Here is a 14926-nt window from a genome sequence, read left to right as displayed (position 1 = left end):
TTCGCGCCTTCCCCCTCTCTCGCTGCGCGGGAGGGAGACGACAGCCTTGCTGCGGGGCGGCCCTTGCTCGCTGTCCCTGGTCCCTTGGGCCGCGCCGGTTTCATGGGTTGTGGGCGGCGCGAGCGCCATGGAAAACTGAAATGAAGGAGTCCGCCGACGCGCCGTATCAGAGGCGCACGGGCACGCCGCGCTCGGCCATGCGCTGCTTGGCCTGGCCCACGGTGAATTCACCGTAGTGGAAGATGCTGGCGGCCAGCACGGCGTCGGCGCCGCCCAGGGTCACGCCATCGGCCAGGTCGTCCAGCGAGCCCACGCCGCCCGAGGCGATCACGGGCACGGGCACGGCGTCGCTGACGGCGCGCGTGAGCTTCAGGTCGAACCCGGACTTGGTGCCGTCGCGGTCCATGCTGGTCAGCAGGATCTCGCCCGCGCCGCGGCGCGCCATTTCGGCGGCCCACTGCACGGCGTCCAGGCCGGTGTTCTTGCGTCCGCCGTGGCTGTACACGTCCCAGCCGGGGCCGGCAGCGCGGCCATCGGCGCCGATGCGCTGCTCGTCCTCGGCGGTGCGCCGCTTGGCATCGATGGCCACGACGATGCATTGCGCGCCGTACTTGTCCGAGGCCGCATTGATCACATCGGGATTGGCGATGGCGGCCGAGTTGAAGCTGGTCTTGTCGGCGCCCGCGTTGAGCAGGCGGCGCACGTCCTCGACGGTGCGCACACCGCCGCCCACGGTCAGGGGAATGAAGACCTGGCTGGCCACGGATTCGATGATGGGCAGGATCAGGTCGCGCCCGTCGCTGGTGGCCGTGATGTCCAGGAAGGTCAGCTCGTCCGCGCCCTGGGCGTTGTAGCGCGCGGCGATCTCCACCGGGTCGCCCGCATCGCGCAGTTCCACGAAGTTCACGCCTTTGACGACGCGCCCTCCCGTGACGTCAAGACAGGGGATGATGCGTTTGGCAAGCATGGGCAGACTCGTGGCTAGGGCGTGAAACAAGGGCGAAAAGATACCACGCCCTCGGCGCCCGCAGGCGCTGCGGGGTTCAGCGCTTGAGGCCTGCGGCCTGGCTTTGCCAACGCCATGCGTCCTCGCACATGCGATCGATATCCAGCGCAGCCTTCCAGCCCAGCAGGCGCTCGGCCTCGGTGGGGTTGGCCCAGCACTGGGCCACGTCGCCGGGGCGGCGCGCCACGATCTGGTAGGGCACGGGGCGGCCGCTGGCGCGCTCGAAGGCCTTGACCATCTCCAGCACCGAGACCGGGCGCCCCGTGCCCAGGTTCACGGTCAGCAGGCCCTGTTGCTCGCGCAGATAGCGCAGCGCCGCCAGGTGGCCGCGCGCCAGGTCGGTGACGTGGATGTAGTCGCGCACGCCCGTGCCGTCCGGCGTCGCATAGTCATCGCCATAGACACTGAGCTGCTGGCGCTGGCCGATGGCGACCTGCGACACATAGGGCATGAGGTTGTTGGGGATGTCGCGCGGGTCCTCGCCGATCAGGCCGCTTTCATGGGCGCCCACGGGGTTGAAGTAGCGCAGCCGTGCCAGGCTCCACTGGCCGGGCTCGGCGCGGTCCAGGTCGGCCAGCATTTCCTCGATCCACAGCTTGCTGCGGCCGTAGGGGTTGGTGGCGGACAGCGGAAAGTCTTCGCGGATCGGCAGGCTGGCCGGATCGCCGTAGACCGTGGCCGAGGAGGAGAACACCAAGCTGCGCACGCTTGCCGTCCGCATGGCCTGCAGCAGGGCGACCGTGCCGCCCACGTTGTGTTCGTAGTAGCGCAGCGGCTGGGCCACGGACTCGCCCACGGCCTTGAGCGCGGCGAAGTGGATCACCTCGCGGATGGAGTGCTCGGCAAACAGCCGCTCCAGCGCGGCGCGGTCGCGCACGTCGCCCTCGACGCACAGCGGGCGCCGGCCCGTGATGCGTTCCATGCGTTCGAGCACATCGGGGCTGCTGTTGCTGAAGTTGTCGTAGATCAGGTAGGGCTCGCCCGCAGCGGCGAGTTCCACGCAGGTATGCGAGCCGATGAAGCCGGCGCCGCCTGTGACCAGAATCATGAATACCTTTCATTGGTGATTTTTCTGCCTGCCTAGTATCGCCATAACCCAGCTTCCCCCAGGCTTCAAGGGCGACGAGCACAAAAGTAGGGAGAAGACACGTTTGCAGACAAAAACCGGTATGCTCGCGCCCGCATTTCGTCGGACTGACGATAGCTTTTATCAAATCGACTAGAAATTTGATGTACAAAAACTATGAATTGACCGTGCGTGGCCACACCCCGAGGAGAAGGCCGTGAACGCTTTCCTGCGAACCTGCCTGTTTTGCTGGGGGATGCTGTGCGGCTGGGCGGTGCAGGCCGCCGAGCCTGCGGTTGCCGTCTATTACGGGAACAAGGCCTCGCTCAGTGAACTGAGCCTCTACGACATCGCTGTCGTGGAGCCGGGCCACGGCTACGACCCCGTTCAATTCCGCAAGCAGGCTCCGGGCAGCGAACTCTACGCATATGCCTCCGTGGCCGAGGTGCTGCCCGCGCGCGCCTACTTCAGCAAGATTCCCGAGGCCTGGAAGATGGCGCGCAACGGCGCCTGGCAGTCCATCGTCCTGGACCAGACGCCCGCGCAGTGGCCCGCCTTCTTCGCCGACGAGGTGATCGCACCGCTGTGGAAGCAGGGTTTTCGGGGCTTCTTCCTGGACACGCTGGACTCCTACCGCCTGGCCGCGAATTTCGACGAAAAGGCCCAGCAGGACGGCCTGGTGCGCGTCATCGAGACGCTGCACCAGCGCTATCCCGGCATCCGCCTGATCCTGAACCGGGGTTTCGAGATCGTGCCGCGTGTGAGGGACAAGGTACAGATGGTGGCGGCGGAGTCGCTGTTGCGGGGCTGGGATGCCAGCCTCAAGCGCTATGTGAACGTGCCCGAGAAAGACCGCGAATGGCTGCTGCAGCAACTGCAGACCATCCGTGAGCGTGACCGCCTGCCGGTGATGTCCATCGACTACGTGGCCCCGCACGACCGCGACGCCACGCGCGAGACGGCCCGCCGCATTGCGCAGCTGGGCATCATTCCGTGGGTTTCCGATGCCGGGCTGCAGACCCTGGGCATAGGCCAGGTGGAGGCGGTGGCGCGCAGGGTGTTGATTCTCTACAACGGTGCCGACTATCCGTCCATCAACGGCGCATCGGCGCACCGCTTCCTGGAAATGCCCATCAACTACATGGGCTACGTTGCCGACTACGCCGATGTGCGCGAGCCCCTGCCCGAAGGCGTGGCGCGCGACCGCTATGCCGGCGTGGTGAGCTGGTTCGGCGGCGCGGTGCCCGAGATGCGGGCCAAAAGCGTGCGGCAGTGGCTGGCGAATCAGGTGCAGCAGGGCATGCCGCTGCTGGTGCTCAATACGCTGGGCCTGTCCCAGGACCGCACCATGTCGGCCGCCCTGGGCACGCGCAGCACGGAAGCGGCACCCGTGTTCCCGCTGCGGCGCGCCGAGCAGGCGCCGCTCATGGGGTTCGAGATACCGCCGGCCGAGCCCGCGCACGACTACGAAGGCTGGGAGTTCACGCCGCAGATGGCCAAGGGCAGCCGCGAGCTGCTGTCCTTCGACGACAAGCGGGGGCGCCGCTTCGTCTCTGCCGCCATCACGCCCTGGGGCGGCTTTGCACTCATGCCCTATGTGGTGGTGGGCATGCCGGGCACCGACCAGTCGCGCTGGGTGATCGATCCGTTCGCGCTGCTGCGCGAGGCGCTGCGCCTGAAGGATTTCCCCGCGCCCGATGTCTCCACGGAGAACGGCCGCCGCCTGTTGCTGGCCCATGTGGATGGCGACGGCTTTCCCTCCAAGGCCGAGCTGCCGGGAACGCCCTTCGCGGGCGAAGTGCTGCGCCGCGAGATTCTGGAGCGCTACAAGATCCCGCACACCATCTCGGTCATCGAGGCCGAGGTCTCGCCGCAGGGCCTGTATCCGCAGTGGGCCGAGCAGCTGGAGGGCATTGCCAAGCGCATCTTCGCCATGCCCCATGTCGAGATTGCCAGCCATTCCTACTCGCACCCCTTCTTCTGGGAGCCCGGGGCAGCGCCCGACGGGGATGACAGCAAGGAGGTGAACCTCAACCTCCACATCCCCGGCTACCAGATGGACATGAACCGGGAGATCAATGGCTCGGTCGACTACATCCGCAAGCGCCTGGCGCCGCCCGGCAAGCCGGTGGACGTGTTCCTGTGGACCGGCAACACGGCGCCCAGCGCCGAGGCCCTGGCCATCTCCGATGCCGCCGGCCTGCTCAACATGAATGGTGGCGACACGGCCATCACGCGCAGCAATCCTTCGCTGACCGAGGTGCGCAGCTGGGGTCTGCGCAAGGGCGGCCACCTGCAGATCTATGCGCCCGTCACCAACGAGAACATCTACACCAACCTCTGGCACGGGCCGTTCTACGGCTTCGAGCGCGTCATCGAGACCTTCGAGATGACCGAGGCTCCCCGGCGCTTGAAGGCCGTGGACATCTACTACCACTCCTACTCCGCCAGCAAGCAGGCCAGCATCAAGGCGTTGCACAGGATCTACCAGTGGGCGCTGGCGCAGCGGCTGAACCCGGTCTACAGCTCCGAGTACATCCGCAAGGTGCAGGATTTCTACGAATTCGCCATCGGCCGCGACGCGCAGGGCTGGCGCCTGCGGGGTCCGGGCCAGCTGCGCACGCTGCGCATGCCGCCCGGCATGGCCCTGCCTTCCATGGCTGCCAGCAGCGGCATTGCCGGCTATGCCAAGGGGGCAGACGGCAGCTACCTGCATCTGGCCGGCAGCGCCGGATACCTGGTGCAACAGACGCAACAGGACGCCGCAGGCGCGGCCGCCCACGCGGCGCGCCCCTATCTGGTGGATGCCAATGCCCGGCTCACGCAATGGCAGCCCCAGGCCGACGGCGGCGTGCGCTTCGCCCTGCAGGGCCATGTGCCGCTGGAGCTGCGCATGTACCTGCCTGCCGGCTGTTCGCTGAGTTCTGCGAACGCCGCCACGCCCCTCCTTGCCGTGGTGGGTGCCGATACTGGCAACGCCAACCTCCGTTCCTTCAGAAGTACCCAAAACAGTGTCGAACTCCAAGCGCAATGCCGGGGGCTCTGAGCGCCCCATCACGGTTCCCTTCTGGCTGATCGCGCTGCTGGCGGTACTGATCGGTGGCGCCCTGTGGATGCTGTTTCCCAAGCAGGATCTGGAGCGCCGGCTCTCCGTCACCGGAGATGACTCCGAGCTGTCCTACAACTACCTGAGCAACCTGCTCAAGAGCGATCCCGGTAACGAGAACCTGCGCGCCCTGCTCAAGGCCAAGGAAGAGCGCCTGCAGGCCATCAAGCTGGCGCGGGAAGAGGCGGCCAAGCAGGCACTGCCCAGCGCAGCCGTCCAGGCCTGGGACCACTGGCAGGCCGCCTACCAGGGCTATCTGGAGGCGCAAAAGCAGGACCACCGCGCGGGCGGCCAGGCCGAGGCGCTGGCGCCGCAGGTGATGCAGGCGTTGAAGGACGTGCCGCTGCAGGGGCTGACCCAGGAGCAGGCGCTGTACCTGGCCTCGTCGGCGCTGGTGCTCAAGGACGCACCGCTGGCCCTGGGCATCTACGACGACGTGGCAGGCCGCCAGGCCGATCCCGCGCGCAAGGCGCAGGTCTATGAATCCGCAGCGCGGCAGGCGCTGGGCATGTCCCTGTACGAGGAATCGGCCCGGCTGCTGCGCCAGGCCAGCGCCACGACCGAGGACGTCCAGCAGTCGCGCGCTTACCTCTGGCAGGCCCTGCAGGTGCTGCAGTCCGGCAACCGTGCCAACGAAGCGCTGGCGCTGGCGCGCCAGCAGGAAGAGCTGCTGGGCAGCGACCCCGAGACGCTGCGAAAGCTCATCGGCCTGGCGCGCGCGGCCGGCAACCGGGCCGAGGCCGAGCGCTATGCCAAGCGGCTGCTGCAGCTGTCGCTGCTGCAGCAATGGCAGACGCAGGTGGCCGGGGCTTCGGGCGCCGGTCCGGACCCGGCTGCCGACGACGGCGCCTGGGCGCTGCAGCCCGTGGCCTGGACCGCGCCGGGCTGGCGCATGCTGCGCACGGCCGATCCCGTGCGCAAGCCGCCGCCGGGCCTGCCCTTTGACGACAAGACCTACCTGCTGGGCTACGAGGTGTTCCTCGAAAACCGCAACCTGGAAGATGCCTGGCGCGTGGCCACGGCTGCCGTGCGCCAGGCGCCGCAGGACATGGCCTGGCGCGAACGCCTGGCCCAGGTGTCCGAATGGATGGGACAGCAGCAGCAGGCCCTGGACAGTTGGCTGGTCATTGCGCAGAACACGGGGCGCGAGGATGCCTGGAAGACGGTGATGCGCCTGGCGCCGGGCCTGTTCGACGACCGCGCCCTGATTGCCGGCCTGCGCCACCAGTTGAGCCGCCGTCCCCAGGATGCCGCGCTGCAGCAGGCGCTGGTCCAGGCCTACGAGCGCCAGGCCGAGCCCGGCGAGGCCATCGACTATCTGCAAAAGCACGGCAGCACGCCGCAGTCGCAGATTCTGCTGGCCCAGCTGGCCGAGCGCGCAGGCCGTTCGCCGCTGGCGCTGCAGGCATGGAAACGCGTGCTCAGCGATCCCGAGCAGCGCACGCCGGCCCATGCCATGCCCGCCGCCGTGCTCGCGCTGCTGCAGGGCGAGCCGGCGCTGGGCCTGCGCTGGCTGGAGGATGCGCAGACGCGCATTCCCGCCGGCATGCAGGACGAGGGCGAGTACTGGCGCCTGCTGGGCGACCTGGCCCAGGACCAGCGCCAGGAAGCACTGACGCTGAAGGCCTACCGCCGCCTGCTGCAGACGCCGCACGCCGGCATCAGCGACTACGACGAGGTGATACGCCTGCTGCAGCGCGCCGACCGGCGCGAGGCGGCCCGGATGTCCCTGCACGCCTGGGAGCAGTTCCATGACGTGCGCCATCTGACGCAGGCCTTCTACCTGCTGGAGGATCTGGAGGACTGGACCCAGATCGGCAGCCAGGTCGAACGCATCTTGGCCGACCCGGCCCTGGTCAAGCGCCTGCAGGGCCAGCCCACCTTCTTCCAGATACTGGGCGCCTACTACCAGCGCACGGCGCAATCGAAAAAGGCCATGGAGGCCTTCGAGAAGGGCCTGGCGCTGGACCCAGGCTCCACGCCGCTGCGCCAGGGCCTGATGTGGCTGCTGATCGATACGCAGAACGCGGCGGCCCTCAAGCTGCTGCTGGCGGCGGCCGAGCCTGTCTGGGCGCGCGATGCCGACATGCACGGCGCCCTGGCGGCGGCCTACATGACGCTGTCGCGCCCGGCCGTTGCGCTGGAACGCTATCTGAAGCCGCACCGCGCCGAGCATGCCGACGACTTCCTGTGGATGATGCAGTACGCCGACGCGCTGGAGCAGAACCAGCAGGCCGATCGGGCCTGGAGCCTGAGGCAGCAGCTGTGGACGCGCGAGAAGGTGCGGGCACGCGCCCAGGACGGCGCAGCGGCCCTGGCCGCCCGCAAATGGCTGACGGCCGAGGGGTTGGACGAGGTTCAGCGCCAGGCCCGCAGCCGGCTCATGCTCTTTCATACCCAGGGCGATGCCGAATTCGCCCTGATGCGCGAGCTGCTGCGCATGGACCTGGAAGGCGGGCGCCGCGAGCATTCCGCCGCTGCGGCCGAGCTGGCCATTGCCTGGCTGCAGGAGCGCGGCGAGTACCAGGCCGAGCGTGGTTACCTGTGGCAGCAGTACGCACGCAGCCGCAGCAAGAGCACCAGCTCGCCGCTGTGGGCCGAGATCACGGTGGCCCTGGCGGAAAAGGATGTGGCCCAGGCCGGGCAGTTGCTGCAGCGCCATGACGAGGCGCTGCCCCGCTATGACCGCATCAACGCGGCAGCCATGGTCGGCGATGTGCGGCTGGCGCAGACGGCTGCCTTCGAGAACATGGTCGACCAGCCCGACGACGATCCCCTGCACCTGGCGCTGACCGAGCAGCTGCTGGCCTTCAGCGACTACGGCGGCCTGCAACTGCGCAACCGCCGCATGGACGCCATCGACGAGCAGATCTCCCGGCTGCGCTGGCATGTGGGCCTGAACCCCCGCTGGGCGCTGGACCTGGATGCCGAGGACGTGCGCCGCACGGTCAACAAAAACACCCTGGTGCGCGGCCCCTCGCAGGAGCGGGGCATCGGCCTGCGCCTGACGCGCAAGACGCAGTCGGCCTCCAGCGAATTCATGCTGGGCCGGCGCGAAAGCCTGGAGGGCTACACGCCCATGCAGTTCACGCAGACCTACAACGTGGACAGCCGCTGGAGCCTGCAGGCATCACTGGGCCGGCACCTGGCCACGCAGGAAACGCTGGCCATGCGCATGGGCGGCATGAAGGACCGCGTGTCGCTGGGCAGCAGCTACCAGCTCTCGCGCCTGGACCAGATCACGCTGGAGCTGGCATCGGAGCGCTACCGCGTGCAAAGCGGCGCACGCGTGGGCTCCGGCAACCATGCGACGCTGCAATACCTGCACACCTACCGCAGCGAGGCGCCCACCCTGCAGTTCGGCGCCTTCACCTCCTGGCACCGCTACAGCCGCAACGACCCGGCGCTGCTGCAGGGCCGGGATGCGGCCATCCTGGGTTACCTGCCGCCGTTCAACGATCCCACCATCGACTATCTGCTGCCGCGCAGTTTCCGCTTCTCGGGCCTGCAGATGATGTTCAACACGGGCTACGAGCAGCAGTACACGCGCGCGCTGCGGCCCTACGCCAGCCTGGCCCTGACGCACCACAGCGTCAACGGCGCGGGCTACGAGCTGGGCATGGGCCTGGCCACCAGCCTGTTCGGCGCGGACCACCTCGCGCTGGGCCTGAATCTGTCCAAGTCGGGCATCAACACCGTGGGCAATACCCGCGAGCTGTTGCTGACCTACCGCCTCCACTACTGATCCGAAGACTTCAAGGAGCCTCTCCATGACACACCGCACCACTTTCGCCTCCCGCCTTCGCGTGCTCACGGGTATTGCCCTTGTCGGCCTGCTGTCTGCCTGCTCGACCATCGACCGGGGCACGGCGCCCGCGCTGGAGACGAACGCCAGCTGGGCGGTGCTGCCCTTCGAGAACCACACCGAAACGCCCATGGCCGGCAACCGCGCCGCCGCCATTGCCGCGGCGCTGATCAATGCGCGTGGCGTGGGCCAGGTCAAGCGCTACACGGGCGATGCACTGCAGGAAACCCTGTTCGACGGCCGCGAAGCCAAGCGCCGCGACGACGCCCTGGCCTGGGCGCGCGGCGAAGGCGTGCGCTATGCGCTGACGGGCGCGGTGGACGAATGGCGCTACAAGGTGGGCGTGGATGGCGAGCCGGCCGTGGGCGTGACCTTGGAGATCGTGGACGTGGGAACCGGCGCCACCGTGTGGAGCGGTGCGGGCGCGCAAAGCGGCTGGAGCCGCGAGGCACTGGCCGCCGTGGGCCAGAAGCTGATCCGCAACCTGCTGGGCACAGGCCTGGCCAACGCCCGATAAGCGCATCCAGGGAACGACTCTTCATGCCAGACCAAGCCAGCACGCCCAAGGCGGCACCGCATTCCGCTGCACCGCGCCGCGCCGGCATTGCCGCGGAATTCAGAGGCTCGCCGCTGGGCCTGCTTGTGCAGACGAGCGCCAAGCCCTGGGTGGTGGTGGGCGAGACGCTGCTGCTGCCGGTGCTGGCCGTTTTGATCGGCATGTGGGCCAACCCGGACAACCCCCTGTGGGTGGAGTCCGAGTTCCCCTGGGCCTGGCTGGCGCCCGTGGTGGTGGCCCTGCGCTACGGGCCGGTGGCCGGCCTGTCGGCGGCCGGCGTGCTGCTGCTGGCCTGGCTGGGGGTCAACCAGCGCGATCTGTCGCTGTTCCCGGAACAGTACTTTCTGGGCGGCCTGATCCTGGTCATGGTCGTGGGCGAGATCTCCAGCCTCTGGCGCGCACGCATACGCCGCGCGCGCACGGCGCAGAACTACATGGACCAGCGCACCGAGCAGCTGATCCGCCAGCATTACCTGCTGCGCCTGTCGCATGACCGGCTGGAGCAGGAGCTCATAGGCCGCCCCGTGTCCATGCGCGATGCCATCAACGTGCTCAGCGGCCTCAGTGGCGCCGAGGGCGATGCGCAAAGCCTGCTCAACCTGCTGTCGCGCTTCAGCCAGATCAGCGTGGCCAGCCTGGTGCCCGTGCGCAATGAGGTGCTGGACCCCACGCCCATTGCCCAGCTGGGGGGCGAGCGGCCCATCCATGTCCACGATCCGCTGGTGCGCCAGGCGCTGGACAGCCATGTGCTGTGCCATGTCTCGCAAAGCATGGCGGAGGGCCAGCAGACGCAGTACATCGTCGTGGCTCCCATGCTGGACTTGGAGGGCGAGATCTACGGCCTGCTGCTGGTCGAGGAAATGCCTTTCTTCGCATTGCAGGAAGAGGCGCTGCAGACCATCAACCTGCTGCTGGGCTACTACACGGACAGCGTGGCCGCCAACAGCCTGGCTGCGCCGCTGCTGCAGGCCTATCCCGATTGCCCGCCGCATTTCGCGTTCGAACTGCAGCGCATGGAGCATGTCAACCGCAGCGCGCGCCTGAGCAGCGTGGTGGTGGCGCTGGAGCTGTCGCCCTCGGCTGTGCAGGCCCAGATGGCCCAGCAGATCATGCGGCTGGAGCGCATGCTGGACCGCTCCTGGCTGCGGGAAAGCGATGGCCGGCAACTGCTGGCCATCTTCATGCCGTTGGGCACCAACGCCACGGCCGAGGGCTACCTGAACCGCATCGAGGGCTGGCTGGCCCAGCGCGGCGTGGCCTCGCTGGCCGATGCGGGCATCTTCCCGCGCACCATCTTGCTGGACCGCTGCTCGGCCAGCAGCGTGCTGGAGCGGCTCCATCAAATGGGGCAGGGCCATGCTTAACCTCAAGCTGGCCCTGGGCGCGCTGGCCGCGGAAATCGCTTCCTGGAGCAGCCTGTGGCTGCTGCGCAGCCAGTCGGACGCGGCCCTGCTGGGCTATCTCACGGCCCACGGGCTGGCCAGCGGCCTGCTGGCGCTGTGCCTGGCGCCCTTCCTGGCCACCTCGGCCAAGTCGGTGCGCCAGCGCCTGGCCCTGGCGGCGCTGATGGGGCTGTTTGCCTATGCCGTGCCGGTGGCCGGCATTTTGGGCGCCGTGGTCGCCACCATTGCGCTGCACACCCAGCGCGGCCCGCGTGGCGGCCCGCGTTTCCCGGTGATGCCCCTGCCCGATTTCGACCCGCACCAGCAGGCCAGCACCAGCCGCCGCCAGGCGGGCTTGCAGTCCTTCCTGGCCAATCCCAATGTGCCGGTCGCCTCACGCATGCGGGCGATGGTGGCGCTGGGCAGCGTGCCGGGGCGCATTGCCTCGCCCATGCTGCGCACGGCGCTGGGCGATTCCAGCGAAGACCTGCGCCTGCTGGCCTACAGCATGCTGGACGCCAAGGAGCGCGAGATCAGCAAGACCATCCACCAGGAGCTGCAGCTGTTCGAGCATGCCCGCCAGTCCGAGGGCGATGCGCCCTACGGGCCGCGTGGCCTGCAGGCGGCGCGGGCGCTGACCGACCTCTACGCGGAGCTGGTCTACCAGGGCGTGGCGCAGGGCGATGTGCGCGACCACGCCATCAAGCAATCCCTGCACTACTGCGACCTGGTGCTCGCTCAGCGGCCCGACAACGCCTTGCTGCTGCTGCGCCGTGGCCGGCTGCTGCACATGCAGGGCAGGGCGGTGGAGTCGCTGGCCTGCTATGAGCGCTCGCTGGCGCTGGGCATGGAGCCGGCACGCGTCGTGCCCTACCAGGCCGAGCTGCTGTTCGATCGGCGCGAATTCGCCAAGGCGCAGGCCCTGATGCGTTCGCTGGACATCGAGCAAGCCCTGCCGCGCCTGAAGCCCAGCATCCGCTACTGGAGTGCCTCATGAGCCGTGCGAGCCAGTTCCCCACGGCGGCCAATGCGGACATCGCGCTGCTGCTGGAAGGCACTTTTCCCTATGTCAGCGGTGGTGTGTCCAGCTGGGTCAACCAGATCCTGCAGGCCTATCCCGAGCACCGCTTTGCCATCGTCTTCCTGGGCAGCCGGCGCGAGGACTATGGCGATTTCCGCTACGCACTGCCGCCCAACGTGGTGCACTTCGAGCAGCACTACCTGTTTGACGCGCTGCACTCCAATATCCAGCCCGCCCCTTCGCGCGGCCATCCTGAAGCCCTGGCCAAGGCCCAGGAATTCCTGGGCGCGCTGGAGGCGCATGACGGCAGTGCCGAAAGCCGGGCCAAGGTGCTGGCGGCCATGCGCTCCATTGCGCTGGAGCTGCAGCCCGGCGGCAGCCTGCCGCTGGAGGATTTCCTGCACAGCGAATTCGCCTGGGACCTGATCCGCGACAGCTACCGGCGCCACTGCACCGACCCGTCGTTCGTGGACTTCTTCTGGACCGTGCGCATCATGCTGCAGCCGCTGTGGCTGATGGCGCGCATCGCCCATGGGCTGATCCCGGTGCGCGTGCTGCATACCGTCTCGACCGGCTATGCGGGATTTCTGGGCGGCCTGCTGCACCATGCGCGCGGCCTGCCGCTGGTGCTGTCCGAGCATGGCATCTACACGAAAGAGCGCCAGATCGACCTGCTGCAAAGCTCCTGGATCCGCGACAACCGCAACATCTTCCAGCGCGACCCCATGGAGGTGTCGTTCTTCCGGCAGATGTGGATACGGTTTTTCGACTGGATGGGGCGCTTTTGCTATGGCGCGGCCGATCCCATCATTGCGCTGTACGAGAACAACCGCCTGCGCCAGGTGGCCGATGGCGCGGCCGCCGAGCGCACGGTCAGCATCCCCAACGGCATCCGCATAGAGCGCTTTGCGCCGCTGCGCACCCAGCGGCCCGCCGAGGTGCCGCCCGTGCTGTGCCTGATCGGCCGCGTGGTGCCCATCAAGGACATCAAGACCTTCATCCGCGCCATGCGCCGCGTGGTCAACCGGATGCCCCAGGCCCAGGCCTGGGTGGCCGGCCCCACGGCCGAGGACCCGGCCTATGCCGAGGAATGCCAGAACCTTGTGGACAGCCTGGGCCTGCAGGCCAACGTCCGCTTTCTGGGCATGCAGAAGGTGGAGGAGCTGCTGCCCAAGGTGGGCGTGGTCGTGCTGTCTTCCATCAGCGAGGCGCTGCCCCTGGTGATTCTCGAAGCCCAGGCCGCAGGCGTGCCCGTGGTCAGCACCGACGTGGGCTCCTGCCGCCAGCTCATCGACGGGCTGGAGCCGCAAGACCAGGCCCTGGGCTCGTGCGGGCGCGTGGTCGGCATTGCCAACCCCGAGGCGCTGGCCGACGCCTGCCTGGAGCTGCTGAGCTCGCCCGCGCAGTGGCAGGCCGCCAGCGCGGCCGGGATTGCGCGCGTGGAGCGCTACTACTCCGACCGGCTGCTGTTCGAGCGCTACAGGCAGGTCTACGACAGGGCGCTGCAACAGTCCGAGGAAAAACACTGATGGCCGGCATTGGATTCGAACTGCGCCACCTGCTGCGCAAGAACACGCTGACCAGCGTGCTCCAGGCCTACGCCTATGCGGGCGTCATCGGCTCGGGGCCGTGGGTGTTCTCCATCATCGGCATCCTGCTGGTGGGGGTGTTCAGCGTCAGCGTGGTGGCGCCGCCGCTGCTGGTCACGCAGTTCCAGACCTCGGTGACCTATCTGGTGGCCAGCAGCCTGATCCTGACCGGGGCGGCGCAACTGGCCTTCACGCGCTTTGTGTCGGACCAGCTGTTCCTCAAGAAGGACGAGAGCATCCTGCCCAACCTGCATGGCCTGCTGCTGGTGGTCGTGGCCACGGCCAGCGCGCTGGGCACGCTGGCGCTGTTCGTGGTGCTGCCGGGGCAGGGCCTGCTGTACCGCGTGCTGATGCTGGCCGGCTTCACGCTGATGTGCGTGGTCTGGGTCATGACCGTGCTGCTGTCGGGCCTCAAGCACTACCGGGCCATTGCCGGGCTGTTCGGCGCCACCTACCTGCTCATCGTGCTGCTGGCGCTGCCGCTGCGCTACTGGGGGCTGGAAGGGCTGCTGGCCAGCTTCGTGATCGGCCATGTGCTGCTGCTGGCCGGCATGTGGATGATCGTGCTGCGCAGCTTTCCGCTGCAGCAGCGCTGGATCGCCTTCGACTTCACGCAGCGCTCGCTGATCTTTCCGGCGCTGATCGGCATCGGCGTGCTCTACAACCTGGGCATCTGGATCGACAAGTTCATGTTCTGGTACTACCCGCCGACCTCGCAGCAGATCATCGGCGGACTCAGGGCCTCGCTGATCTACGACCTGCCGGTGTTCCTGTCGTACCTGTCCATCATTCCGGGCATGGCGGTCTTCCTGGTGCGCATCGAGACCGACTTCGTCGAGTACTACGACAAGTTCTTCGACGCCGTGCGCGGCGGCGGATCGCTGGAATACATCGAGTCCATGCGCAACGAGATGGTCTACGCCATCCAGGCGGGCCTGGGCGAGATCGCCAAGGTGCAGACGCTGGCCGTCCTCGTCACCCTGGTGGCCGGGCCGGCCATCCTGCAGTTGCTGGGCATCTCCCAGCTGTACCTGCCGCTGCTGCACGTGCAGGTGGTGGGCGCCGGCTTGCAGGTGGGTGTGATGGCCGTGCTCAACGTATTCTTCTACCTGGACGAGCGGCGCATCGTGTTCATGCTCTGCCTGCTGCTGGTGGCGCTGAACATCGCCTTCACGGGCATCTCGCTGGCGCTGGGCGCCGCGTTCTATGGCTACGGCTTTTGCCTGGCCATGCTGGTGACGCTGTGCGTGGGGCTGTACCTGCTCTCGCGCGAGCTCAACCGGCTCGAATACAAGACCTTCATGCTGCAGTGACCGGCAGGCATCTCTCGCCATTTGCCGATTTGCACGGTCTTGATCCAGCGTGTTGGCGGGGGGCGCCGGTCTGCGCGACAAT

At 67.9% G+C, this 14926-nt stretch carries 9 protein-coding genes; 7 read left to right on the top strand and 2 right to left on the bottom strand.

Translation table 11 applies throughout. The features are described 5' to 3' along the window. Nucleotides 1–166: 166 nt before the first annotated feature. Together hisF and galE are read right to left on the bottom strand one after the other, a co-directional pair. The gene (hisF, locus tag A4F85_RS26250) at nt 167–967 is read right to left on the bottom strand and encodes an imidazole glycerol phosphate synthase subunit HisF (protein ID WP_013800786.1); all 801 of its coding nucleotides are present in this window, start codon (nt 965–967) and stop codon (nt 167–169) included. A gap of 76 nt (nt 968–1043) precedes the next feature. Further along, a complete protein-coding gene (galE, locus tag A4F85_RS26245; RefSeq protein ID WP_063328258.1) occupies nt 1044–2054 on the bottom strand; it encodes a UDP-glucose 4-epimerase GalE in 1011 nt (336 codons plus the stop codon). A 235-nt stretch (nt 2055–2289) separates the two neighbouring features. Here galE and A4F85_RS26240 point away from each other — a divergent pair, with 235 nt between their 5' ends. Genes A4F85_RS26240 through pelG form a run of 7 tightly spaced genes read left to right on the top strand, consistent with a single transcriptional unit; the run spans nt 2290 to nt 14844 of the window. Beyond that, nucleotides 2290–5118 (top strand): bifunctional glycoside hydrolase 114/ polysaccharide deacetylase family protein, encoded by a 2829-nt coding sequence (locus A4F85_RS26240; RefSeq protein WP_063328257.1) that lies wholly within the window; start codon nt 2290–2292, stop codon nt 5116–5118. Then, nucleotides 5084–8923: a tetratricopeptide repeat protein gene (locus A4F85_RS26235; RefSeq protein ID WP_063328256.1), complete on the top strand. Its 3840-nt coding sequence runs from the start codon at nt 5084–5086 to the stop codon at nt 8921–8923. The genes A4F85_RS26240 and A4F85_RS26235 overlap by 35 nt, the downstream gene beginning before the upstream one ends. A gap of 25 nt (nt 8924–8948) precedes the next feature. Further along, on the top strand, nt 8949–9500 hold the full coding sequence (locus A4F85_RS26230) for a hypothetical protein (RefSeq protein WP_063328255.1): 552 nt from the start codon (nt 8949–8951) through the stop codon (nt 9498–9500). A gap of 23 nt (nt 9501–9523) precedes the next feature. Beyond that, nucleotides 9524–10903, top strand: coding sequence for a PelD GGDEF domain-containing protein (locus A4F85_RS26225; RefSeq protein WP_063328254.1), 1380 nt, complete (start codon nt 9524–9526; stop codon nt 10901–10903). Then, entirely contained in the window at nt 10896–11918 is a 1023-nt protein-coding gene (locus tag A4F85_RS26220; protein ID WP_063328253.1) for a hypothetical protein, read from the top strand. The genes A4F85_RS26225 and A4F85_RS26220 overlap by 8 nt, the downstream gene beginning before the upstream one ends. Next, on the top strand, nt 11915–13471 hold the full coding sequence (pelF, locus tag A4F85_RS26215; RefSeq protein ID WP_063328252.1) for a GT4 family glycosyltransferase PelF: 1557 nt from the start codon (nt 11915–11917) through the stop codon (nt 13469–13471). Before A4F85_RS26220 ends, pelF begins: the two co-directional genes overlap by 4 nt. After that, complete coding sequence (gene pelG, locus A4F85_RS26210) at nt 13471–14844, top strand: exopolysaccharide Pel transporter PelG (protein WP_012207338.1); 1374 nt, start codon at nt 13471–13473, stop codon at nt 14842–14844. The genes pelF and pelG overlap by 1 nt, the downstream gene beginning before the upstream one ends. Nucleotides 14845–14926: the final 82 nt, after the last annotated feature.

Origin of the sequence: Delftia sp. GW456-R20 (assembly GCF_001622915.1) — a bacterium.
Taxonomy (GTDB): Bacteria; Pseudomonadota; Gammaproteobacteria; order Burkholderiales; family Burkholderiaceae_C; genus Comamonas; species Comamonas acidovorans.
This window is presented reverse-complemented; position numbering and strand designations above follow the sequence as displayed.